Annotated in this window: 24 protein-coding genes; 20 read left to right on the top strand and 4 right to left on the bottom strand. The window is 43.7% G+C overall.

Going from position 1 to position 24,710, the window contains the following annotated elements; translation table 11 throughout:
* Window positions 1-715: aromatic amino acid transport family protein (locus AC4MRV_RS17540; RefSeq protein ID WP_491188610.1), on the bottom strand; the 715-nt coding region annotated here is incomplete at its 3' end.
* A 290-nt stretch (window positions 716-1,005) separates the two neighbouring features.
* A complete protein-coding gene (locus AC4MRV_RS17535; protein ID WP_491188609.1) occupies window positions 1,006-1,614 on the bottom strand; it encodes a CoA pyrophosphatase in 609 nt (202 codons plus the stop codon).
* Between the two features lie 85 nt (window positions 1,615-1,699).
* On the opposite strand from AC4MRV_RS17535, the gene AC4MRV_RS17530 reads away from it, so the two are divergent.
* On the top strand, window positions 1,700-2,242 hold the full coding sequence (locus AC4MRV_RS17530) for a heme NO-binding domain-containing protein (protein ID WP_491188608.1): 543 nt from the start codon (window positions 1,700-1,702) through the stop codon (window positions 2,240-2,242).
* A 6-nt stretch (window positions 2,243-2,248) separates the two neighbouring features.
* Window positions 2,249-3,940, top strand: a complete 1,692-nt coding sequence (locus tag AC4MRV_RS17525; RefSeq protein ID WP_491188611.1) for an ATP-binding protein — start codon at window positions 2,249-2,251, stop codon at window positions 3,938-3,940.
* Between the two features lie 18 nt (window positions 3,941-3,958).
* Here AC4MRV_RS17525 and pabB read toward each other — a convergent pair whose 3' ends face one another.
* Entirely contained in the window at window positions 3,959-5,326 is a 1,368-nt protein-coding gene (gene pabB, locus AC4MRV_RS17520) for an aminodeoxychorismate synthase component 1 (protein WP_491188607.1), read from the bottom strand.
* Between the two features lie 193 nt (window positions 5,327-5,519).
* On the opposite strand from pabB, the gene AC4MRV_RS17515 reads away from it, so the two are divergent.
* From AC4MRV_RS17515 to AC4MRV_RS17430, 18 genes are all read left to right on the top strand, one after another.
* A complete protein-coding gene (locus AC4MRV_RS17515) occupies window positions 5,520-7,037 on the top strand; it encodes a fumarate hydratase (RefSeq protein ID WP_491188606.1) in 1,518 nt (505 codons plus the stop codon).
* Between the two features lie 118 nt (window positions 7,038-7,155).
* Window positions 7,156-7,341: a hypothetical protein gene (locus AC4MRV_RS17510; protein ID WP_491188605.1), complete on the top strand. Its 186-nt coding sequence runs from the start codon at window positions 7,156-7,158 to the stop codon at window positions 7,339-7,341.
* A 123-nt stretch (window positions 7,342-7,464) separates the two neighbouring features.
* Window positions 7,465-8,841 (top strand): YcjX family GTP-binding protein, encoded by a 1,377-nt coding sequence (locus AC4MRV_RS17505; protein WP_491188604.1) that lies wholly within the window; start codon window positions 7,465-7,467, stop codon window positions 8,839-8,841.
* Complete coding sequence (locus AC4MRV_RS17500) at window positions 8,838-9,884, top strand: YcjF family protein (protein WP_491188603.1); 1,047 nt, start codon at window positions 8,838-8,840, stop codon at window positions 9,882-9,884. Before AC4MRV_RS17505 ends, AC4MRV_RS17500 begins: the two co-directional genes overlap by 4 nt.
* 100 nt (window positions 9,885-9,984) lie before the next feature.
* A complete protein-coding gene (tyrR, locus tag AC4MRV_RS17495) occupies window positions 9,985-11,529 on the top strand; it encodes a transcriptional regulator TyrR (RefSeq protein ID WP_491188602.1) in 1,545 nt (514 codons plus the stop codon).
* The gene (gene rimJ, locus AC4MRV_RS17490; protein WP_491188601.1) at window positions 11,530-12,108 is read left to right on the top strand and encodes a ribosomal protein S5-alanine N-acetyltransferase; all 579 of its coding nucleotides are present in this window, start codon (window positions 11,530-11,532) and stop codon (window positions 12,106-12,108) included.
* A complete protein-coding gene (locus AC4MRV_RS17485) occupies window positions 12,108-12,695 on the top strand; it encodes an HD domain-containing protein (RefSeq protein WP_491188600.1) in 588 nt (195 codons plus the stop codon). Before rimJ ends, AC4MRV_RS17485 begins: the two co-directional genes overlap by 1 nt.
* Before the next feature lie 25 nt (window positions 12,696-12,720).
* Window positions 12,721-13,194, top strand: coding sequence for a DUF2947 domain-containing protein (locus AC4MRV_RS17480; protein WP_491188599.1), 474 nt, complete (start codon window positions 12,721-12,723; stop codon window positions 13,192-13,194).
* A gap of 209 nt (window positions 13,195-13,403) precedes the next feature.
* On the top strand, window positions 13,404-14,375 hold the full coding sequence (locus AC4MRV_RS17475; protein ID WP_491188598.1) for a GGDEF domain-containing protein: 972 nt from the start codon (window positions 13,404-13,406) through the stop codon (window positions 14,373-14,375).
* A gap of 182 nt (window positions 14,376-14,557) precedes the next feature.
* Complete coding sequence (locus AC4MRV_RS17470; RefSeq protein WP_491188597.1) at window positions 14,558-14,734, top strand: hypothetical protein; 177 nt, start codon at window positions 14,558-14,560, stop codon at window positions 14,732-14,734.
* A 156-nt stretch (window positions 14,735-14,890) separates the two neighbouring features.
* A complete protein-coding gene (locus tag AC4MRV_RS17465) occupies window positions 14,891-15,529 on the top strand; it encodes a GTP cyclohydrolase II (RefSeq protein WP_491188596.1) in 639 nt (212 codons plus the stop codon).
* Between the two features lie 166 nt (window positions 15,530-15,695).
* Entirely contained in the window at window positions 15,696-16,958 is a 1,263-nt protein-coding gene (locus AC4MRV_RS17460) for an imelysin family protein (RefSeq protein ID WP_491188595.1), read from the top strand.
* A gap of 124 nt (window positions 16,959-17,082) precedes the next feature.
* Complete coding sequence (locus tag AC4MRV_RS17455) at window positions 17,083-18,471, top strand: di-heme oxidoreductase family protein (RefSeq protein WP_491188594.1); 1,389 nt, start codon at window positions 17,083-17,085, stop codon at window positions 18,469-18,471.
* A gap of 9 nt (window positions 18,472-18,480) precedes the next feature.
* A complete protein-coding gene (locus tag AC4MRV_RS17450) occupies window positions 18,481-19,512 on the top strand; it encodes an imelysin family protein (protein ID WP_491188593.1) in 1,032 nt (343 codons plus the stop codon).
* Window positions 19,502-20,581 (top strand): DUF1513 domain-containing protein, encoded by a 1,080-nt coding sequence (locus AC4MRV_RS17445; protein WP_491188592.1) that lies wholly within the window; start codon window positions 19,502-19,504, stop codon window positions 20,579-20,581. The genes AC4MRV_RS17450 and AC4MRV_RS17445 overlap by 11 nt, the downstream gene beginning before the upstream one ends.
* A 143-nt stretch (window positions 20,582-20,724) precedes the next feature.
* Window positions 20,725-22,278: a L,D-transpeptidase family protein gene (locus AC4MRV_RS17440; protein WP_491188591.1), complete on the top strand. Its 1,554-nt coding sequence runs from the start codon at window positions 20,725-20,727 to the stop codon at window positions 22,276-22,278.
* Window positions 22,279-22,464: 186 nt separating this feature from the next.
* On the top strand, window positions 22,465-23,007 hold the full coding sequence (mepK, locus tag AC4MRV_RS17435; protein WP_491188590.1) for a peptidoglycan L,D-endopeptidase MepK: 543 nt from the start codon (window positions 22,465-22,467) through the stop codon (window positions 23,005-23,007).
* Between the two features lie 109 nt (window positions 23,008-23,116).
* Entirely contained in the window at window positions 23,117-23,773 is a 657-nt protein-coding gene (locus AC4MRV_RS17430) for an MBL fold metallo-hydrolase (RefSeq protein ID WP_491188589.1), read from the top strand.
* A 64-nt stretch (window positions 23,774-23,837) separates the two neighbouring features.
* On the opposite strand, the gene AC4MRV_RS17425 is transcribed toward AC4MRV_RS17430, so the two are convergent.
* Window positions 23,838-24,503, bottom strand: a complete 666-nt coding sequence (locus AC4MRV_RS17425; protein ID WP_491188588.1) for a DUF2982 domain-containing protein — start codon at window positions 24,501-24,503, stop codon at window positions 23,838-23,840.
* Window positions 24,504-24,710 lie beyond the last annotated feature (207 nt).

Here is a 24,710-nt window from a genome sequence, read left to right as displayed (position 1 = left end):
TCTTAACTGCGTTGTCACCGTGTACACGACGTTGCTCTTTAGAGAACTGAGAGATTACTGGGCTGTGGTTGAAAGAGAATACAATGATTGGAATTGCTAACCAAACAACAGATGGCATTGAAGACCAGTCTGGTGCAACAGACATCATTGAGCTGTTCCAGTCAGGGATTAGGTAGAAAGAAAGCGCAAGTAGGATGAACACTAGTGGGTAAACCAGTGCAGATGTCGCTTTCAACATTAATTCCTTACCAAATACCACACCAGCAGTCATAGCAGCGATTAACGCACCAGAAAGCAGTGGGCGAGGAATGGATTCCATACCCATTTGGTTCACTAGGAAAGAGTCAACCGTGTTAGTGATACCAACACCGTAGATAAGAACGATAGGGTAGATAGCGAAGAAGTAAGCAAAAGTGATGATGTTTGCGCCAGTCTTACCGAAGTGCTCTTCAACAGTGTCAGTGATATCAGCTTCAGGGTTTTTCGCAGAAAGAACAAAACGAGCTAGAGATTTGTGAGCGAACCAAGTCATTGGAGCTGCAATTAGAGCAAGGATAACTAATGGCCAAAAACCGCCAGCACCTGCTTTAATTGGAAGGAAAAGTACGCCTGCACCTACGGCAGTACCGAAAAGTGACAGACACCAAGTGAAGTCCTTGTAAGTAAACTTACTAGGATTTTGTGCGGACGAAGCCGCAGAAGTTGTAGTATTCATTTTGTGATACTCATTTTTGGGAACAGGAAATAAGTCAGGTGCAATTTTGCATAAAAATCTTGCACAAAAAATAGATCTAAATCATGAATTGATTCGAGTTATAACATGATATGTCAAAAAGGAGTTTTTGGTCACGAAAATGCCGTGCTACTAGTGATTTATGCTAATGCTTGGGATTAGTTTATCTAATATTACTTGGGAAAAGTTAGGCGCAGGTTACAGGAAACCGTTTGCCTTATTGATAGGTAATTAAACTAATGTGAACAGATATTGTTCGATATGTAGATTTATTAATATTGATGCATAATATGTTTCTGCATTGCTTGGATTATTTGAGCAGTCATTCCCCAAATAAAATGTTGCTGGTAAGAAAGGCCAAACACCCTGTGAGAGTGACTGGCGAATTGAAATCTCTGGCTTCTTAGTTGCCGCCTATCCAGCACAACTGTTGCAGGTACTTCAAACACTTCATCGACTTCATTTCGATCGATGGTCGTTTTGTAGCCCTTATCAACAAAGGCGAGGAAAGGAGTTACGCTGAACTTGCTAATTGTGACCAGTTCAGGCATTTGACCAAAAATGTCTATTTCGCTGTCACGAATGCCTACTTCTTCAAAGGTCTCCCTCACCGCTGTGTTAGCCAAATTAATGTCGTGGCTTTCAAATTTACCACCAGGAAAACTTACTTGCCCCGGGTGGTGTTTTAGGTGTTTTGCGCGTTTTGTGAAAATGACGTTTAACTCATCGTTACGTTCAACGAATCCGATGAGTACTGACGCTTTACGTAGTGGCTGGTTTTCTAGGTGGGCTACACGTTTTAATGCATCTTGATGGTAGCCTACGGTTTGGTTTAACTGAAAGTTCTGTATCAATTGGCTTTTATTCAATTCTAATAACACGATAACTCCATGTCTTAATTTGAAATTCCGGTTTTTTTAGCTCATGCTTTTATTTGACTTCTATACTGCAAGGATAGCTCAAAATATGAAAGGGATTATCTTTACAGAGTTTATCGCTCTGGTAGAAGCTAAGTTTGGATTAGAGACAGTAGACGAAATTTTGGTCGATGCTGGTGAAGAGGGGATTTTTACCTCAGTGGGCAGTTATGATCATAAAAGGTTGGTTAAACTGATTACCTGCTTGAGTCGTAAAACCAGTATACCGGCCGAAGATTTACAGCGAGTGTTTGGGCAAAGTGTGTTTAACAACTTATTCGACTCATTGCCTCAGTCCGATAGCTTAAAAAGCTGCAAGTCGACTTTTCAATTTATCCGTTTGGTTGAAGAATACATTCACACTGAAGTAAAGAAACTCTACCCAGATGCCAATCCTCCAAAGTTTGATTTTGTTTCTGAAGGTGAAACGGAGTTGGTCTTCGATTATCTTAGTACTCGCTGTATGGCGCACGTCTGTTTAGGTTTAATTGAAGGCTGTGCTAACCACTTCTCTCAGACCATTTCAGTTGAGATGGATAATGAAAACCAAGATGGTAGCAGAGTGCGATTTAAAGTCGTGTTAGTTGAGTGAGTAATGATGGATAACAGTTCGCCCATAGAGCGCAAGCTAGCCAGAGAAGTTGCGTCAAGGAAAGCCGCAGAAGAGTTGCTAGAGCGGAAAAGTCTGGAGCTCTATCAAGCGAATCAACAACTTCAACTTGCGCTTAGCCAGTTAAAAAAACAAAATCGAGATGGCTTGCAGAAGCTCGAATTTGAGCAGCAGATAAATGAGAGCTTAATTCATTTTGGCCGGGCATTTTTGGGGCGAACTTTAGATAGTGGTTTAGTTTTATGTCTGCTAGATCGTCTCAAAGCGTCTTCTGCACTTAGTAAGGCGGAACTTTTCTTCGCTCCAGGACCTGCTTTAAACCTCCTAATTGGATTTGATGATGAAAGCAGAACCGTTGAGGAAGTCAAACCCTACGCAATTTGGGATGGAGATGTGCTTCGTCTGCCACTGGAGATTGACTTCAAAGTGGTTGGTGAGCTTTCTGTCACGTTAGTAAGTGACGATGTTGACCGTGATTTCGTTGTAAGCCAGATAACGCTGATAGCCGATTTGCTAAGTAGTGCTATCAGCCGACAGCTAATCATGATTAGCAATCAAAGAGCGAGGGCACGCGCTGAAGAATCTGAACGAGCGACAAAAGAGTTTGTCGCGATGATTAATCATGAGCTGAGAACACCGCTTAATGGTCTGCTAGGGAGTGCTGAGCTATTAACGGAGACAAACCTTAACTCTGAACAAAATTCGTTGCTAGACAATCTAATCCATTCCGGAGAGCTTCTGCGCTTAATCATTAATGATATCCTCGATTTCAGCAAAATGAGTGCTGGTATGATGGAGCTTATTCCAAAGGCTTTCGAATGGGAGCATGTTAAGAGATTGCTTAATGGTGTATTTGAACCTAGAGCTAGGGAAAAAGGGATTTGCTTTGAAATCATCGATATATCGCCCGTTCCCGAGATACTAATCGGTGATTTCGAACGAATTTGTCAGGTGCTGGTAAATCTTGCGGGTAACGCAGTAAAGTTTACTCACCGTGGCGAAGTTATTGTAAAAGCCGATTGGTGTGAAGAACACTTACATATCACTGTTAGCGATACTGGTATTGGTATTGAGGATTCAGAACTTCCCCTGTTGTTCGACCCGTTTGTACAAGCGGATAGGACAACTAAACGTCATTACGAAGGTACAGGCCTTGGTCTCGCTATTTGTCGAAATTTGATCGAGTTGATGAAAGGAGAAATCACTGTAAAAAGTAGCAAAGGGGTAGGCAGTGAGTTCAGTATCAGATTGCCTCTGACTATTGCTCCGTCGAGGAGTGGTGAATCGGAAAAATCGAATACTCAAGACGTGGATAAATCGTTATCAGATCTTAATATTTTGGTGGTTGATGACATTCGTATGAACCAAGTTATTATCAACCAGATGCTCAAGAAATTATCGATCACACCAGATATCGCTACCAATGGCATGGAAGCGATCAGTGCCATGAGTGACAATACTTATGATTTGGTGTTTATGGATTGTCGTATGCCTGAAATGGATGGTTTTGAGGCGACACAATATCTCAGAGAGCAAAACTATACCCTGCCTATTATTGCTTTGACCGCGGGTACGACCCTCGAAGAGCGAGAAAAGTGCATCGTTTGTGGAATGAATGATATTTTGACTAAACCCTATACCGCTCAAGATTTAAAGTTAATGCTAGAGAAGTGGGCGTAATCACACCCACTGTCATTATTACATTTCTAGAACAGGCAAAATGCGGCTGAGTTTATCGAGAGTTTCTTGGTATTCGGAATCACATTGACTATCCGCCACGAGTCCGCCGCCAGCCCACACATGAATCTTGCCTCCTTCCGCGACTAGGGTGCGAATAGTAATACTCGTATCCATGCGTCCGTGACGGCTGATATAACCGATGCTACCGCAGTAAGCGTTGCGTCGATGAGGCTCTAGTTCCTCGATGATCTCCATTGCTCGGATCTTAGGGGCTCCGGTGATGGAACCTCCCGGGAAACTGGCTCTTAACAGGTCGGTAGGAGAGTATTTTGAATCTAGCTCTGCTCGAATCGTACTTACTAAGTGGTGGACTGCAGGAAAGCTTTCAACGTCAAATAGTTTTGGTACATGAACCGTTCCAGGTTTAGCGACTCTTCCGACATCGTTACGAAGTAAATCGACAATCATTAGATTTTCGGCTTGGTCTTTTTCAGCATGCGCGAGTTCATGAGCAGACTTCGCATCTTCAATGGCATCGTTTGAACGAGGACGAGTACCTTTGATGGGCTTAGTTTCAATCGCTCGCTCTTTGACTTCTAAGAAACGTTCTGGGGATACACTCAAAATCGCACTATTTGGCGTTCGAATAAATGCAGAGAAAGGTCCTTCATTGACGGATTCTAACTTCTCGTAAGCTTGCCACTCACAGCCTTTGTAGTCTGCGACAAAACGCTGAGCCAGGTTGATCTGGTAGCAGTCTCCAGAGAGCAAGTACTCTTGTACCTGGGCAAATTTGTTACTGTATTCCGCTTTAGTCATGTTTGAGTGCCAAGCGGATTGAAGGGCAAACTCTTCGTACTCAGGCTGTGTTAGGTTCAGCAACCAAGCGTAGTGCTGCTCTATGTTTTGACCGACAACAAATGCTTGTTGCTCTTTGTGATCGACTACCACGGCCCATTCATAGAGTCCGACGGCCATGTCAGGGGTATGTAAGTCTCTTTCTGCCAGAACAGGTAGTTTCTCAACTCGGCGACCGAGGTCATACGCGAAATATCCTAAAACACCGCCTATAAACGGGAGTTCGCCGTTGTATTCGATTTCTGTTAGCCACTGCTTTTGTTCTGCTTGCAATAATTCGAACGGGTCATCCAATGAAGAGTGCTGGCCTGCTGGGTTACAGATTGAAGTCTCTTTACCAGAAGTGGTTAAAGTAGCAACTGGGTTAGCGACAAGAATATCAAATCGACTGTCCACATGAGTGCTTGATGGCGATCTTAACAACATGGCCCACGGCAGGTGTGCAATAGGGCGAAAAAGCTGCTTGGCTAGATCATTTTGGTATTTAATCGGCTTGATTTCTAAGCAATTTGGCGCGTTGTTATTCATTTGTTTAATTTGTGACAAAGAGATCGTTCGCTGCATGGTAACAGAGGGAAACCAAGAGTATCATAATGCTAACCAACGCCGCTACTCATGACGTTTAATAATAAAAAGGTGTTGTCAGCCTTAGTAATAGCTCAATAAGCAAACGTTTGAGTAGTTGGATGATAAAGGAAGCATAACTATAAAGAGGCATGCAATGACGGTAATTCGCCAGCAAGATGTGATCAGCAGTGTTGCTGATGCACTTCAGTACATTTCTTACTACCACCCTCTAGACTTTGTTCAAGCCCTGGAAAAAGCCTATCACAAGGAAGAGAGCCAAGCTGCCAAAGACGCTATCGCTCAAATTCTGATTAACTCTCGTATGTCTGCAGAAGGGCACCGTCCAATCTGTCAAGATACAGGTATCGTGACCTGTTTTGTTAACGTAGGTATGGCAGTCCAGTGGGACTCTACCGATCTAACCGTTCAACAAATGGTAGATGAAGGTGTTCGTCAAGCATACACCAATCCAGATAACCCGTTACGTGCCTCAGTATTAATGGATCCTGCGGGCAAGCGAATCAATACCAAAGACAACACACCTGCCGTAGTGCACATCAATATGGTTCCAGGTGATAAAGTTGAAATTCAAATTGCGGCCAAAGGTGGCGGCTCTGAAAATAAAACTAAGATGGTGATGCTGAACCCGTCTGATGACGTAGCGGAGTGGGTAGAGAAAACACTACCGACTATGGGCGCGGGCTGGTGTCCACCTGGTATGCTCGGTATCGGTATCGGTGGTACGGCTGAAAAAGCAGCAGTTCTAGCCAAAGAATCACTAATGGAACACATCGATATTCAAGAGCTGATTGATCGTGGTCCGGAAAACGCGGAAGAAGAACTTCGTCTTGATATCTTTAATCGCGTAAACAAACTGGGTATTGGCGCTCAGGGTCTTGGTGGCCTGACAACCGTCGTTGACGTAAAAATCAAAACTGCACCTACGCATGCCGCATCAAAACCAGTGTGTCTGATCCCGAACTGTGCGGCAACGCGCCACGTACACTTCACGCTAGACGGCAGTGGCCCTGCGGACCTAACGCCTCCTAAGCTAGAAGAGTGGCCAGATATTACGTGGGAAGCGGGCGCGAATACTCGCCGAGTTAACCTTGATGAAGTGACTCAGGCTGATGTTGAACAGTGGAAGACTGGTGAAACGGTTCTGCTTTCAGGCAAGATCCTGACTGGTCGTGATGCGGCTCATAAACGCATCCAAACGATGCTACAAAATGGTGAAGGTCTACCTGCTGGCGTTGATTTTAAAGGTAAGTTTATTTACTACGTAGGCCCAGTAGATGCAGTGGGCGACGAAGCGGTAGGTCCTGCAGGTCCAACGACTTCAACACGTATGGATAAGTTCACAGACATGATGCTAGAAGAAACCGGCATTATGGGCATGATTGGTAAAGCTGAACGTGGACCTGCAACGGTAGATTCCATTAAAAAGCACAAAGCAGTGTATTTGATGGCTGTCGGCGGTGCGGCTTACCTTGTTGCTAAAGCGATTAAGAAAGCTCGCGTAGTTGCGTTTGAAGATCTTGGTATGGAAGCGATTTACGAGTTTGAAGTAGAAGATATGCCAGTCACTGTCGCAGTGGATTCAAATGGTGCGAATGCTCACCAAATCGGCCCAGATACCTGGAAAGTGAAAATCCAAGAGATGGAAAACTAGTCTCAAGATTGTGAGAAACTGCTGATTTAGTTAGCAAACATTTGACAAAGGTGTGGGTAAAACTGCACCTTTTGTCTATATACTCTAAAAATTGTAAAATTATACGTCAGGAGCAAAAATGCCTCGTTTTATTCAAATCCTCCAGCTCATCATCGCAGCTGTCGTCGGTGCCTTTGTTGGTTACGATCTCATTTTGCACGGCATCAGTATCTTTGATGAGAAGTACGTAACCATTACATGTGTTCTATTCGCATTGCTTGAAATTGCCCTATTTGTAATTTACAAACTTATTGAAGACGATTAGAGCCTAGCTAGCAGCCGAAACCTTGTTACAAGCCCTTGATTAACATCAGGGGCTTTTTTGTTCATCTTTGATTAAGATTGAATTTATTAATATAAGCTAGAAGTTTCAGACAAGAGAACGTGAATGAAGAAAATTACTCAAGAAGTGAATGATTTTATTAACCGCAGTGTGGATTCCCATGTCTGCATCGCCGTTACTGGATTATCAAGAGCGGGTAAAACTGCGTTTATAAGCTCACTGGTTAATCAGCTTCTTCATACCTCTACCCATGATAATTTGCCATTGCTTTCGGCAGCACGTGACAAGCGGTTAGTGGGTGCTAAACGCGAACCACAGTCAAACATGCTAGTGCCGCGATTTGGTTATGATGATGCTATGGAGCATATCCAAAGTGATCCGCCTAAATGGCCTGAGCCGACTCGAGATGTCAGCGAAATCCGATTAGCCCTTAAGTACAAGCCGAAGAAAAAAACCAAGAAACTTTTCAATAGTACGGCGACCTTGCATATCGACATCATTGATTATCCTGGTGAGTGGTTACTCGATTTACCGCTTTTGGACATGAGTTTCGAGCAGTGGTCAGCCAGTCAATTCGAGGCGTTGAAAGGGATACGTGAAGAACTAGCGCAAGATTGGCTCGAGAAACTGTCAGCGATAGATATGAATGCTGAATTGGATGAAAAGCAGCTTGCGGATGTATCTCAAAGCTATACCGACTACCTGTATGCATGCAAAGAACAAGGCTTGCATTGGGTTCAACCTGGACGATTTGTTTTGCCAGGGGAGCTGGAAGGCGCCCCCGTTCTTCAGTTTTTTCCAGTAAAACTGGCTCAGGAAGCGAAGTTCAGTAAAGGTTCTAATTTAGCGATGCTCCAAGCTCGTTATCAAGAGTACCAACAGAAAGTGGTTAAAGCTTTCTACAAGCATCATTTCGCAACGTTTGACCGCCAAATCGTATTGGTGGATTGCTTGCAACCATTAAATGCTGGCTACGAGTCTTTTCATGATATGCGTGTTGCGCTAGAGCAGATCATGCACAGCTTTAGATATGGTAGAAGCAATATCTTGAAACGTCTGTTTGCTCCACGAATAGACAAAGTGCTTTTCGCCGCGACAAAGGCTGACCACGTGACGCCAGAGCAACACCCGAATTTGGTTTCGCTATTACAGCAAATGGTTCATCCAGCATGGCAAAACGCGTCGTATGAAAATATAGAGATGAGCTGCTTGACGATGGCCTCTATTCAAGCCACTCAAACAGGCTTTATTGGTCAAGGAGAACAATCAGTACCAGCCATTCAAGGGGTGACGATTGATGAACAGCCTATGACGGTTTTCCCTGGGGAAGTTCCGAAGAAGCTACCTAACCATATTTATTGGCAACAACAAGGTTTTGAATTTACGGCGTTTCGCCCGCAAGTTTCGGTTATCGATGAACCGTTACCCCACATTAGAATGGATAAGGCGCTTGAGTATTTGATTGGAGACAAGCTGAAATGAGTGATCAAACAGAGCACAAATTGAAACAAAAACAGGTATTTGAACAGCCTCTATCAAATGATTCAAATCAAGCTGAGCCAGAGCTTACAGCTCAAATGCACTTCACTGACGAGGAAAAATTTGTTCCGGTCAGGGTAGAACAAGATAGCGAATCCGAAGTGGAAGCGAAACTTGAACATATTATTCGCCCACGCGCTGGCTCAAAATGGTTAGCGAGTGGCTTATTAGCGGCATTCGCTGGTTTAGTGGGGTGGCAGGCAATCGATAGTCTACTGACCTCAATTCAGACTGCTGATTGGCTGTCTCTTGGCTGGGCTGGGTTTATTTCGGTGATTGCTAGTTTAGGGATTGCCGCAATTGCCAAAGAGCTATGGAAACTCCGTAGGTTACGTAATCATTTCTCCATCCAAGAGCAAACTGAGAAGCTCATTCAAGGGAACAGTGTTGGTAAAGGCAAGGCATTCTGTGAGTCCTTAGCAAAGCAGTCAGGAGTCACTCCAGAATCGCCTAGCTATGATCGTTGGGTAAACAGTGTGAAGCCTTCTCATAGCGATGTCGAAGTGCTAGATATGTATGATGCAATGGTTGTCTCTGAGCAAGATAAACTGGCGACAAAAGTGGTTTCCCAACATGCTACGGAGTCAGCGGCGCTTGTTGCGATAAGCCCGTTAGCGATTGCCGATATGTTGTTGGTAGCGTGGCGAAACTTCAAAATGATCGATAGCTTGGCAGAAATCTATGGAGTAGAACTAGGCTATTGGTCTCGTATAAAGCTGTTTAAAGCTACTTTAATCAATATGGCTGCGGCAGGGGCAAGTGAGCTCGCCATAGACGCCAGTATGGATCTGATGTCGATGGACTTAGCCGGCCGGGTCTCAGCAAGAGCAGGGCAGGGGCTAGGTGTCGGTATCTTAACGGCTCGGTTAGGAATTAAAGCGATGGCGTTATTACGTCCAACGCCTTGGCACGAAGAGCGACGAGTCAAACTCGGTGCAATAAGAAAACAAATCGTAGAAAAAATCGCCGCTATAACAATCAAATAGCGTGAATGTGAAGCAAGTGATATCAGTTTGCTTGACGAGGATCTAGGCTTAAGGGAAACTACTGTCAACTTTTCGTGACACTTTAGTTAGGAACTTATCTGTGCGTCTAGAAGTTTTTTGTGAAGACAGACTCGGTCTGACTCGTGAACTCCTCGATATTCTTGCTTCAAGGAACATCGATTTGCGAGGTATTGAAATTGATATCTCAGGGATCATTTATCTCAACTGCCCCGATATCGATTTCGATACCTTTAGTGAGCTTATGGCGGAAATCCGTCGCATCTCAGGCGTCAAAGATGTCCGAAAAATTCAGTTTATGCCAATTGAGCGTCATAACACGGAACTGATTTCACTACTTAACAGTCTTCCAGAGCCAGTCTTGGCCATTGATCTGAAAGGCAATGTGGATATGGTTAACCATGCTGCAATGAGCCTTTTCCATCAAGAGGAAGCAGAGATCATTGGCCATCCAATTTCGACATTAATACCTAGCTTTAATTTTGCTAAATGGAGTGAAAACACCAGCACGAGACAAAGAGAAAGTATCGTTCTTGGTGGTTTGGATTACACATTGGACGTGATGCCTGTTTATATTACGGGTGAAGCGAATGAGTCCATCCTAGCGAGTACGGTAATGATGATCCGTTCATCACAAGAAAAACACCTTTTTGATGAAAGCTTACCGTTGCATAACAATTTGGGCTTCGAGCATTTTGTTGGTGTTTCCAATCGTCACAAAGCACTTATTAGCCAAGCAAAAAAACTCTCTATGCTTGACCAACCCCTTTTGATTCAAGGTGAGACGGGCACAGGTAAGGAGATGCTAGCAAGAGCGTGTCACAATCGTTCAAACCGTTCGAGCAAACCATTTTTAGTCTTGAGCTGTGCCTCAATGCCAGATGATGTCGCTGAAACCGAATTGTTTGGTCATGCGCCAGGCTCTTTCAATCACGATCAAGGTCATAAAGGCATTTTTGAGCAAGCTAATGGCGGAACAGTCTTTCTTGATGAGATTGGCGAGATGAGCCCACACCTACAGATCAAGCTCCTGCGTCTGCTGCAAGATGGTACTTTCCGTCGTGTCGGAGAAGAAGATGAAATCCATGTTGATGTAAGAGTGATTGCATCGACCCGACACCATTTGGCTGATTTAGCAGAATCTGGCAATTTCCGTGAAGATCTGTTCTATCGCCTTAATGTACTGACTCTAATCATTCCGCCGCTACGTGAACGATCCAACGACATTGCTCCGTTACTAGAGTTGTTCGTTGCTAAGTACGTGAAGCAGCTGGGTATTAACAAACCTGACCTCAGCGAAACTCTTATCGACCAATTGGTGACTTATCAATGGCCAGGTAACATGCGCCAGCTTGAGAATATGGTTCTTCGTGCGTTAACCGAGCTCGAGTCAGATGTATTGGACGCAGATCTGTTTCATTTACCTCAGTTAGAGTCATCATCATCCAACCTGCCTTCGATCAATTTAGACGGCTCCCTTGATGAAATTATGAAAGAGTATGAATCTCAAGTTCTTGAGAGACTCTATCAGTCATTCCCGTCAAGCCGAAAGTTGGCAAAACGTTTGAATGTTTCGCATACGTCAGTAGCGAATAAGTTACGTGAATACGGGATTAGAAAGAACTAAATGGAACGTGTAAGTACACCGCAACAAGTGTTTGAACGGGATGGTGACATTACGCTACGTACAGCCGAGCCGACAGATGGTAAGCTTATATCGGACTATTTTATTGCCAATCGTCAGCACTTAAAACAATGGGAACCTCGCCGTGAAGATGCTTTTTATTCCGAGGCGGGTTGGACTCAGCGTCTCATCAAACTCAATGAACTGCATCGTATGGGACTGGGCTATTATCTTCTGATTCTCGACACCAATAGTGGCGAGATGCTTGGTACGATCTCTTTTAGCAACATATCGCGTTTTCCTTTTCATGCCTGCAACGTGGGCTACTCTCTGGGAGAGAATGCGCAGGGCAAGGGAGCGATGTCTCGTGCATTGAAGCTTGCAGTAGAATATATGTTCTCGATTCAGAATGTCCATCGCATCATGGCAGGCTACATGCCGAGAAACCAGCGTAGTGAAGCTGTGTTAGAGCGACTGGGTTTTGAAAGAGAAGGTTTTGCTAAAGACTATTTATTGATCAATGGGCAATGGGAAGACCATAATCTCACCGCATTGGTCAACCCAAATTGGAAACCCGTATAATGAAGCGTTTAGAGCAACAACTAGCCTTACTCATGGAGCTTGACCAACTAAAATCTGTGTTAAGGCGAACTCGAGTAAAAAGTGCAGAAGGTCGTCTTGAAAACAGCGCGGAGCACAGCTGGCATGTCGCATTGATGGCGATCTTAATGGAAGAGCACGCCAATGAATCAGTGACCATTGCCCGTGTTGTAAAAATGCTACTTCTTCATGATATCGTTGAAATCGATGCAGGTGATACCTTCGTTTATGACACTGTTGCATCTCTTGAGCAAGAAGAAAAAGAGTTAGCCGCTGCCGAGCGAATGTTTGGTATGTTACCGCCTGATCAGGGCGAAGAACTCATGAGAATATGGCAAGAGTTTGAGCAGGGAAAAACGGCTGATGCTAAGTTCGCTAAAGCCCTAGATAGAATTATTCCTATGCTCCTCAATTACAACAACAATGGTCAGAGCTGGCAAGAACACGGTGTCACTAGAGAGCAGGCTCTAACTGTGAATAGGAAAATTGAGTTGGGCTCAGAGGCTTTGTGGGAAAAAGCGAAGCTCATGATAGAAGAAGCTACAAAAAATGGCTGGCTAAAATCGTAATTAGTCAGCTAAGCGAGGAAAATAAATGTCGTATCTCACTTTGGATCAATACCAAAGAAAATGGATTTTTACTCATCAATCAATGCCAGTGCCTGAAACTGACCTTGAAGGGATCAAACCCATGGATCAGGCCCGCTCCTCTCAACTATGGAAAGAAAACATCAGTGCTCAAAGTCCTGATGCCGATAGGTTGAGTTCGAGTGACTGGCCTATGCGCGAGTCAAACTGGAAAGAGTCAGTGGACTGGATGGCAGCGTGGGAGTCTGATGATGATACTATGCCAGAAGAGATTCTTGCCTTTCTAGACTGGCAAGATGACGTCACGGTGTACTTTTGTTATGAAAAGTACAACGTTATAGAGACCAAGTGGTCAACGTTTAAAAAGCATTGGAAGAATTTCCTATTTTATGATGACGGCCCTATTTTAATTGGTCGTCGCCGAAACGAAGCGCTTTGGTTTGACTCCAACGGGAATGTTAAACTAGGTTTCAGGAAATGAAAAAAGCAGGCTTGGCCTGCTTTTTTAGTCTGAAAGCTTCATTAGAGACCCACTTGGAAATTCCCCCAGATCAGTACGTGTTTATATGATGTTAAACATCAGGCTTCTTTATCTACAAATGAGTAAGTGACCAAATATATGCGCTTCGTTACATATGTTTGATATTGATCCTATACTTGCTCTATCGGTGACTAACTCGAGAGCTGCGGATGAAAGATAGGATACTGAGTTCAGTTATAGAGATTACTGAGCAGAGAAATTCGATATCTTTGGGTCATTGTGTCTTAGCGACACTCTCTGAAATGCTACCGCTCATAAGAGCAAGCTTAACCCATTATGTTGCTCATACTGGTGTGCTCATTGCGGAGGTGAAGCTCGATGAAAGTGGCGATCATTATGAGTGGCAATATGAACGTACAGCTATCCGAGATACAAACCATGATCATGAATCGACGCAGTTCAAAGTACTTCAAACAAGCCAAAACACGCAAGAGATTCATTATCCAATCCCGATTTCTGATGACAGTTCCGCTGAACTCATCGTCGAAATAAGCGTAAAGGCCGAGGACTATCACTTACTAATTGATGGCTTTAGTAAAATTTACAAAAATTACCTTATTGTCTTACACGAAAGTGAACGCGATAAACTGACTGGGTTGTTGAATCGCCGAACTTTGGAAGAAAGGCTGTCTAGAAGTTTTGACTTAATCTCAGGACAAGATGACGGTTTGAATATGTGGGTCGCCATAATAGATTTGGATCATTTCAAAACTATCAACGATAATTTCGGACACATGATTGGCGATGAAGTTCTGCTGATGTTCGCGCAGCAAATGCAAAACTACTTTAGCGATAATGAACAGCTGTTTCGTTTCGGGGGAGAGGAGTTTGTTGTGCTGCTTCCTCAACAAGATAATAAAGACGTTATCAATAAGTTAGAGGGTTTTCGCAAGCATATTGAGAGGTATCGGTTCCCCCAGATAAGACAGCTAACTTTGAGTTGCGGGATCTGCGCGATTTCCCCGAATGAATACTTACCTACCATCCTAGGCCATGCCGATAAAGCCCTCTATCTAGCGAAAGAACAAGGGAGAAACCAAGTGAGATGCTATGAAGAGTGTTTGAATGAGCTTAACGATTCAAATGGTCTGGATCCTTATGATGAGGTCGAGTTGTTCTAATGATCAAATATGATCATTTAACTTAATGAAATGTAAAGGTTATCTCCTTACGTAAATTGTGATTTTATCCTCAAAAAAACAGCTCTCTTTTGCGCAAACTGTGTAATTTGTTATCATTTTTTAGACAAAGGTAATTTAGGTTGAGTATTCGCTCAAGTAATTGTTTACGTGCAGGGAAAGTTGTGGAATCAAATAAAGCGCAATTAAGAAAAGACTTCTATGCTCAGATTAGCCATCTGCAGGCGTACTCCTTGCCTCAGACTAAACCTACATTATCCTTGCTCACCGAAGAAGAACTACTTGAGCTTGAATCTTTGTGGGTAGAGCACTCAGTTTGGAAAACCAAACAAAACCATTAAGAAAGTCTACGGACTAATATCCTTGATGAACCTCAACATGCTGTGTTGGGGTTTTTTATTGCCATCAAGAAGAAATGTTATATTATAACAAAAGTGATCTAATCATTGATTTATCAAGTATGAGTCCCCATAGTTAGACGATAAGAGATTTCTAGCATGATAGAAATAGAAACGAGCAAGATTCAAGTGAGTAGGGATATGGCGGAAGTAAGAGCCAGAGTAGACTTTAAGGTCGGAAACAACAGTAATATTGATGCAGAGCTATTATCATTTTCCGGCTTGAAAACCGACAAAGAGCATGTAGCTGTGGTGTTTAAACAGGCAGATCAAACCCAAGAAACGCCTCTGGTTCGTATGCACTCTGAGTGTCTTACTGGTGATGTGTTCCACTCATCACGATGCGATTGTGGTGAGCAGTTAGAAGAGACCATCAATCGAATGGGCACCTCTGGCGGTATTATCCTTTATTTAAGACAAGAAGGTCGCGGCATAGGGCTCTATAACAAGATCGATGCATACAAGCTTCAAAGTGAAGGCATGAATACCTACGAAGCCAACAATCATCTTGGTTTTGGTGATGACCTTCGTGATTTCACCGAAGCGGCCCAAATGCTTAAAGCGTTAAATGTGACTAAGATTCGACTTGTCACCAACAACCCTAAGAAGATTCGAGAGCTACAGGAACACGGCATCGAAATTGAGCATGTTGTCAATACCTCTGCACATATCAAAGATGGCAATGAAGGCTACTTAAAGGCGAAAGTCTCACATGGTAAGCATCATTTGAAGCTCTAAAGCCTTATTTAATCTATGTTGATAAAAGCCTCACTTTTGTGAGGCTTTTTTGTATGCCTCTTGCAATAAAATTGTAAATTTGTATGATTGCGTCCTGATAGTGTAAATGATAATAATTAGCACTAATAAATAATAACGATTATTAAGCTCAACAAGGATGCTTTAAATGAATGTAAAATCTCTATTAGCGAATTCAGTAGCCGCTTCTTTGGTACTGGCGAGCAGCTCAGTTTTTGCTGCCAAAGTCACTCAAGAACAAGTCGTTGAACATTACGCTGACATCGCTCACGCTGTTTTTGAAGATTCACTGACAACTGCGAAAAAGCTCGACAAATCAATTGAATCATTTCTTGCTGCGCCATCTGCCGCAAAATTAGAAGAAGTGAAACAAGCTTGGTTAGACTCTCGCGTTCCGTACCAACAATCTGAAGTTTTCCGTTTTGGTAACGCTGTAGTCGATGATTGGGAAGGTCAGCTAAACGCATGGCCACTGGATGAAGGTCTTATTGACTACGTTTCAGCTGATTACCAATACGAGTTGGGTAATGAAGGCGCGAGCGCAAACATTGTGGCTAACAAAGAGCTACAAATTGGTGCTACTAAGCTAGATGTATCTAAGCTAACTCCTGACGCAATCGCGGATCTTAATGAAGTTGGTGGTTCTGAAGCGAACGTTGCATCAGGTTACCATGCCATTGAATTCCTGTTGTGGGGGCAAGATCTGAATGGTACTAACGCAGGTGCTGGTCAGCGTCCATACACAGATTTTGTTGTTGGTGAAGGTTGTACTAATGGTAATTGTGAGCGTCGTGGTGAATATCTAAAAGCAACGGCTCAGCTTCTAATCCAAGATTTAGAGTGGATGGAAAAGCAGTGGTCTGCTGACGAAAAAGGTAATTATCGTGCGGAGCTCTTAGCAGGCTCTTCAGAAAATGGCCTACGTAAGATGCTATTTGGTATGGGATCGCTATCACTGGGTGAGTTAGCTGGCGAGCGTATGAAAGTAGCACTTGAAGCGAACTCGACTGAAGATGAGCACGATTGCTTCTCTGATAATACCCACAACTCTCACTACTACAATGAGCAGGGCATCTACAACGTTTATACTGGTCTATACAAACGTCAAGACGGTACGCTGATCTCAGGTCCAAGCATTAATGACTTAGTTGCGCAGAAAGATAAGCAAGCAGCGAAAGAGATCCAAAAGCAGTTTGATGTGACTCGTTCTCAAGTTGGTGAGCTGGTGACTTCAGCTGAAAACAATGGCGAGTTTTTTGACCAGCTCATTGCATCAGGTAACGTGAAAGGCAATGCACTGGTTAACGAAACGATTATGTCTCTTGTAGCACAAACCGCTTCAATTGAACGCGCTGCGAAGATCGTTGGTATTAACAGCCTTAACCCAGATACGGCTGATCACGAATTTTAATTTAGCCGATTAAAAAACAAGGGCTCCTTATGAGCCCTTTTTGTTGTTTTTATAACCTTACTTTTAATGAGAATATTTCTTATTTATAACTCCTTGAAGTCTAGGTTTTGCTATGAGCCCTGTTATGATGTTGTATAAAAAATCTTTCCTTGCTGCGTTGGCACTGATTAGCGCATCGGCGTCTGCTTATGACGTAAAGTCCGGTGGTGGAACATCGGTAAAAAAAGACGGTGCTAACGCCTACTCTATGCCTGCGGGTAACTTACCAATGACAAAACGTTTAGATTTTAGTGTTGGTAACAGTTTTTTTCGAAATCCTTGGGTACAAGCGCCTGCGTCGACAGATGCACGAGATGGTTTAGGTCCATTGTTTAACACTAACGGATGTCAAAACTGTCACATTAAAGATGGTAGAGGGCATCCACCAGAGAAAGATGATTTGCACGCCGTTTCCATGTTGGTTCGCCTTAGCATCCCTGCTATGACGCCTGAGCAAAAAGTCGCCTTTATAAAAGATGGTGTGATCCCTGAGCCAACATACGGTGGTCAGCTACAAGATTTTGCACTGCAGGACCAAACGGCTGAAGGCCAGATCAACATCACCTACACAGATGTGCCTGTAAAATTTCAAGATGGCACGACGATTACGTTGAGAAAACCCAACCTCAAAATTGTTGATTTAGGTTATGGCAAGATGCACCCAGATACACAGTTCTCAGCCCGTGTCGCACCGCCAATGATTGGACTTGGCTTATTAGAGAGTATCCCTGATGAGACATTGCTAACTTGGGCTGACGAAAACGACCAAGATGGTGATGGCATTTCAGGTAAAACGAATAAAGTTTGGGATGTGCAAGCGAATGATTTTGCGATTGGCCGATTTGGATGGAAAGCAGGGCAACCTAATTTGATGCAACAAAACGCCGCGGCCTTTAATGGTGATGTTGGCCTTACTAGCAACTTATTCCCAAATGAAAACTGTACTTCGAATCAGACATTGTGTGATGACTTGCCCAATGGAGGAAACCCCGAAGTTAGCGACAAAATCCTTAACTTTGTCGAGTTTTACTCTCAACACTTAGCGGTTCCAATTCGTCGCAACGTTAACGATCCAGTCGTAAAGCAGGGACAAGCTCTGTTTGCTAAAGCGGGATGTGAAAGCTGCCATAAGACCAATGTGAAAACGGGTATTCGAGATGGATTACCAGCTTTATCAAATCAAATTATTCACCCATATACAGATATGCTGTTGCATGACATGGGGGAGGGGCTAGCTGATAACCGACCTGAATACTTAGCGAATGGTCGCGAATGGAGAACGGCTCCACTATGGGGAATTGGCTATACCGAAGAGGTGAATGGCCATACCTATTTCTTACATGATGGACGTGCGCGTAATTTGATGGAAGCAGTATTGTGGCATGGTGGAGAGGCTGAAAATGCGAAGAATACAGTGCTTACCTTTAACCAGAGTGAGCGCAAAGCGCTCGTTGCTTTCCTAAATTCACTTTAAGGCGGTATCGTGAAAAGTTTTCAATTATCTCTGATCTGCATAGCTCTGGTTGGTGTGAACGGTTGTCAGTCTCAGACTGATAAACAGGTTAAAGCAGAAGCAACAAACCATATGAGCCAGAGCGTTTATCAAGTCGAGTTTGAAGCAGCTCAGACGTTTTCCCTGCAAACAAACAAACTCGCGCAGCAGTTTCAGGCGTACTGTGCAGGGTCGGCCGAGCTAGATGAGGCGAAAAGCCAGTGGCGTGCGACGATGGAAAGTTGGATGGCGCTGCAAGGTCAAGAGCGTGGTCCTGAGCAAGCTTTAGCGCAGAGCTGGAATGTTCAGTTTTGGCCGGACAAAAAAAACACTACTGGACGAAAAATGTCGGCTCTGACCAAGCAAGACAAGATATGGACGGCAGAGCAAATCTCTCAGCAGAGTGTCACTGTTCAAGGCTTGGGATCATTAGAATGGCTGCTATATGATAAAAATGTCGTGCTGAGTCATGAAGATCAGGTTTGTCAAACGTCGGTAGCAATCAGCCAAAACCTAGCTAACAATGCTCAGGTTATTGCTATGGCATGGCAAGAAAACCCTTGGAAAGCGTTAGACGAGAAAGCTTGGACTTCAGAGTATATTGCACTGCTGTCTAATCAGCTTGAGTACAGCATGAAGAAGATGAGCCGACCTTTAGCTAAAATTGGTCAACCTCGCCCGTATTTCTCAGAATCTTGGCGTTCTCAAACTTCAATGTATAACCTAAAAGCGAATGTTGAAGCGATGCGCACGCTATACATGGCGGATGGAAACGGGTTAGATAGGTTACTCCGTCAGCGAGACAAAGCTAACTTGGCTGACAGGATTCAACGCCAGTTTGATATGACGATTGATACTTGGCCGATGGAAACGAGTCTTTTTGAGCTGCTACAGACTAAAGAGGGCTATCGTATTGCGTACTCAAATTACAACAAGCTGGAACAGTTAAAATACTTGATCCATGAAGAAGTCGCGATTGAACTGGGTGTAGTAATAGGGTTTAACGCAACTGATGGTGACTGATAATACAAGGCGTTCATTACTTAAAGCAGCGTTGTTTGGCGCTGCTGTCCCAGTATTGCCTTTCGGATGTGCTTCTAGCCCATCATCTAAAACTCCCGCGTTGATTGGTTGTGCCATTAAAGGCAGAGAGCAATATAGCGTGGTTGTAGCGGATGAATTTGGTTTACCACTGCATCAAGTTCCACTTCCTGAGCGAGGTCATGGGGTAGCGACGAATAAAGCCCTTCAACATGCTGTAGCCTTTGCTCGCCGACCTGGAACATTTTTTGTTGTGTTTGATTATGTTTCAGGTCAAGTGGTTAAAGCTCAGCCTGCGGCAAAAAATCGTCATTTTTACGGCCATGGTGTCTATTCCAATGATGGTCAGTGGCTTTACGCAACAGAAGGTGAAAGAGGCAGCAGTAGAGGGATTATCGGTGTTTATGATGTAATCGCTGGATATGAGAAAGTCGCAGAGTTTTCCAACTTTGGTATCGGACCACATGAGGTCATCGTGATGCCGGATGACTCGCTAGCAATTGGCGTCGGCGGTGTGCATACCAATGGCAGAGAGCCTCTCAACTTATCTAGCATGATGCCAAGCTTGAGCTACTTAGACAAAAATGGTGAGCTAATAGCGCAACAAACTCTACCTGATCGTCATTTGAGTATTCGGCATTTAGCTCATGACGGCAGCGATACTGTGTTGTGTGGACAACAATATCGTGGTGAACCAGACGAATACCCTGCGTTGCTGGCTATGCATACTAGGGGAGGGGAAATGACTTCTTTACATGCAGAGCCGGAGGAGTGGGCGCGATTCAACCACTACATTGCAAGTATCGCTGCGACAAAGGATTGGATCCTAGCTACATCTCCTCGCGGTAACTGCTATGGTATTTGGTCAAAACAGAGCAAAGAGCTAGTTGAGCTTGCTCCATTACCTGATGCATCTGGTGTGGTCGCGCACGACGGCTATTTTCGGGTGAGCTCAGGTGCTGGAGGAGTGGTAACTCAATATTCACCGTCGCAAAAAGAGACAATAAGATCAGGAATTCAATGGGACAACCATTGGTCAGTAATTTCCTGAACTTAGCGATATAAGTCTTGAACAGTGATCTATTAATAACAGATTGAATAATCAAGACTTATACGAGATTCTTAAAAACAAGTCATACTTTCGTCAATGTTCTCTGCCATACTTTCTTTTATATACTCAAAAAGGGAAGTGTCATGAGGGTTGGGAAGTTTTGGTTGTTGATGGTGTGCTTGTTTCCCATTCAGGTTCTTGCATCAGAATACTTCCACCAATTAGGCTGGATGAGTGAAGAGAGTAAGCTTAATGAGCTACTACAGTATCCGTCGGTCGTCGAGAAGATCTACCAAGAAAACGACGATCAACTCATTTGGTTTGACCTTCAGCAGGGAAGCAGCTTGGAGCTTCAACTTGAAGTCATTCAGCATGCGGGCTTTAGCCCGCTGTTTTCACGTCAGTTAAGCTATTTGCAGTTTTACCGTAAGAGTAACCGTTGGTTTGAATACGATTTGCTCGCAACAGACACGTTACTTCTTTATCTCAATTATGCAGAGAAAGCCAAAATACACGGTGGTGAGTGGTTTTTCGAACAAAAGCTGACTCAATCTTTACAACCCACTTTAGGTAGTGCTGTCATTGCCGTCAGACGAGCAGTGGCAAAGCACCAACTTGCAGAGCTTATCGAAGCTTATACGCCTGATACCGATGACTATCAGCAACTCATTGATACCTACTTGCATATTTCAAAACACCACAAGCAAGATATTCCTCTACTAGAACAGCCTGGTCTAATCAAAGTCGGTGATAAATTGGCAGACAGAGATTTGCTTCTAGAGCGTTTAGAAGTTGTGGATGTCGATTTAACCGATGTGAGGCGCGATGTCACTTTTTACGACAACAGCCTAGTTCCCGCTATAAAACAGTTTCAAGGCTTACATGGGTTAAAACAAGACGGAGTGATAGGACCGGAAACAGCGAAGTGGCTCAACGTATCGATGAGTTCAAGGCTATCGACACTGGCTTTAAATGCTGAGCGTATTCGTTACTGGCCAGATGATAGAAATACGATCATCGTTGTTAATGTCCCAAGCTATGAGATGACCTATTGGCACAACGGTGAGACAGTTTTTGAGTCAAAAGTTGTTGTTGGGCGCCAAGCTAGGCCAACGCCATTGATGACGACCAATTTAGATACGCTAATTCTAAATCCTACTTGGAATGTTCCATGGAAAATTATGGTGGAAGATATCATTCCAAAGATCCAAGAGGACCGAGAGTACCTTACCAAGCAGCATATTGAAATCTTACCTAAATGGGGTTCTAAAGAGCGAATTGATCCGCAAGAAATTGATTGGGATACACTAAACCCTAAGGCATTTCCTTACCGTATGACGCAGCGTTCAGGTGATCAAAATGCGTTAGGACTCTACAAATTCAATACACCAAATAAGAGAGCGATTTATCTGCACGATACTCCAAGCAAAGGGCTGTTTAATAAACCGCAACGTGCATTCAGCTCAGGTTGTATTCGTGTAGAAAACGCGGATGTATTCGCCTCTCGTCTCCTAGAGCTGCAGGGCTTAGCTAAGAAAAAACTGGCTACAGATGCAGACAGATCAAACAAGAAAATTCCACTTCGTAAACGTATTCCTGTCCATATCATTTATCAAACGGCATGGTTTGAGGAAGGCAAAACCCATTACAGGGAAGATATTTACCGCCTAGATACCTTTGGTTACACAAAAGGGTGAGATTAACCTAAAAATGACAATTCTGTTAGTGTCAGAATTTTCTCAGTTAGGTCAAAGGTTAAGCAAAAAAATTGTAACTATTGGTCACTTTTAGCACGTTTTATGCATTTGCACTTCATATAAGAGTTAGATAGTGTCGCTGTTCGACACGTTTCCATTAAACAGTTATATGAAGGCATTATTGTTGTGAATTTTTCTCGTAGAGATTTTATTAAGTTGGCTGGGAGCGGTTTAGTGGTCGCTAGTTGTGCTCCGAGCATTGCACTAGCATCTTACCCCGATAAGCCGCGAGCTTTAGCCTTGAAGGCCCTAAATACTGGCGAAGCGCTTGAAACGTGTTACTTCGATGGTCGAGATTATGTAAAGAATGAGTTGTCTCGGATTGATCACCTGTGTCGAGATTTCCGAAGAAACGAAGTTCATACCATGGATAAGTTCCTTTTTGACCAAATTTCACTTATCCAAGCAGAGCTCGGTGTAGAGTCTGAAGTTATTGTCATCTCTGGCTACCGTTCGCCAGCTACTAATGAAGCTTTACGTAGCAAATCTGGCGGTGTGGCGAAAAAGAGTTACCACATGCTAGGGCAGGCAATTGATTTCCGCTTGGATGGCGTAAACCTAAAACATGTGCGTGAAGCGGCTATTAGCCTAAAAGCGGGCGGCGTAGGTTATTATCCACGTAGTAACTTTGTTCATATTGATACTGGTCCCGTGCGCCAATGGTCATAGCTTCTAGGGCTTTGTAACTCTTATCGAGCTAAGTCGTGCTACGACTATTGTCAAAGCACGTAGCAGATGTCATAGTTCTGCCAGTTTAGCTATTGAATAAGGTTCATTTATGTCACTGAAGTATCAAGTTGTTCCGGTTACCTCATTTTCTCAAAACTGCTCTATTGTTTGGTGTGATGAAACAATGGAAGGCGTTGTGGTTGACCCGGGCGGTGACGTAAAACAGCTCGCCATGCTTATCAAAGAGCTTGGGGTAAAAGTGGTGAACCTAGTATTGACCCACGGTCACCTTGACCATGTTGGTGGCACAGAGCCGCTGGCGGCAGAGCTAGGTGGTGTTGAAATTGTTGGCCCGCATAAAGACGATAATTTTTGGCTTCAAGGCTTGGAAGGACAAAGCCAAATGTTTGGTTTCCCACTGACAGAAGCATTTGAACCACATAAATGGCTTCAAGAAGGCGACAAAGTTCATTTTGGTAACCAAGTAATGGATGTCATCCATACTCCAGGCCATACTCCTGGTCACGTAGTCTTGTTTAGTGAAGAAGCTAAGTTGGCTTTTGTCGGTGACGTTCTGTTTAATGGCTCAGTAGGTCGTACCGATTTCCCTAAAGGTGACTTCAATACCTTAATTAGTTCGATTAAAACGAAACTTTGGCCTCTAGGAAGTGATGTCCGCTTTGTGCCAGGGCACGGACCAGAGTCAACGTTTGGGAAAGAACGCGCATCCAACCCGTTTGTAGCGGATGAGATGCCGCTATACTAAATATGATAATTCAGTAAAAGGACCGCTTCGGCGGTCTTTTTATTAACCTTTTTTAATTTGCGGGTCATTCTGACTCTGCGGCGGCTAGGTAGCGTCTCGTTAAGCCGACAAACTCTTCCGCGGGTCTGTCTAAGTCATGCGCAGAAATAAAAATATCATAATCAAAATACCGCCTTTGATAGGCCATTCTATTGGCTAACATAGCTTGTAAACCCGAAAACTCGTCTCCCTGGCTGTTCTTATACGGAGTTGAATCAAGCACGATATCTTCAAAACGGGAGCCTTGATCGTGTTGTCTTGCTCCGAGATAGAGCAATGCTCTTTGACTGAGAAGAATCTCAGTTGCGACTCTAGGGCAAATACCGTCAAGATAAGGGGAGTAGTGCTTGAGCTTTATTCCTATCCACGGCAATGGCTGCTGCCATCCTTCCTGATCGTATTGGCAAATTCCGATCTTGGTGACGTTACTCCATTTAACGACCCATCCACCTTTGAATAAATGCTGTTGAAAATGTGTCGACGTTAAGGTGTAGCCCACTGTGGCTTTTTGTATCATCAAATAAGCAAAGCCGATTACGGAACTGACGGCAATAATGGTCAAAATCACTTGTTGCCACCCTGGAGCAAACATCAATAAAAACAGAACCGCCACGATCAATAACCAGCCGATCGCTTTGGCTACCGGAGAGCGAAAATCCAATGGTTGATTCGTCAAATGTAGAGTCTGCATAACGAGTACCCGGAAACTATAAAACCTCTGTTTATATATTCAGTAGTTAGGAAAACGATCATAAACCCTATTGATTAAATTGTAGTCTGATAACAGCATATCACGCATTTTTACCCTATAAAGCTGAGCATACCCTGTAAATGGCTGCAAAATTTTGGTATAAATCGCGCTTCAAATTTTCACCACTGCTCCGTATGCAGTGAAATG

The organism is Vibrio sp. (genome assembly GCF_984391705.1).
The sequence above is the reverse complement of the archived record's forward strand: the minus strand, read 5'-3'. Positions and strand labels throughout refer to the sequence as shown.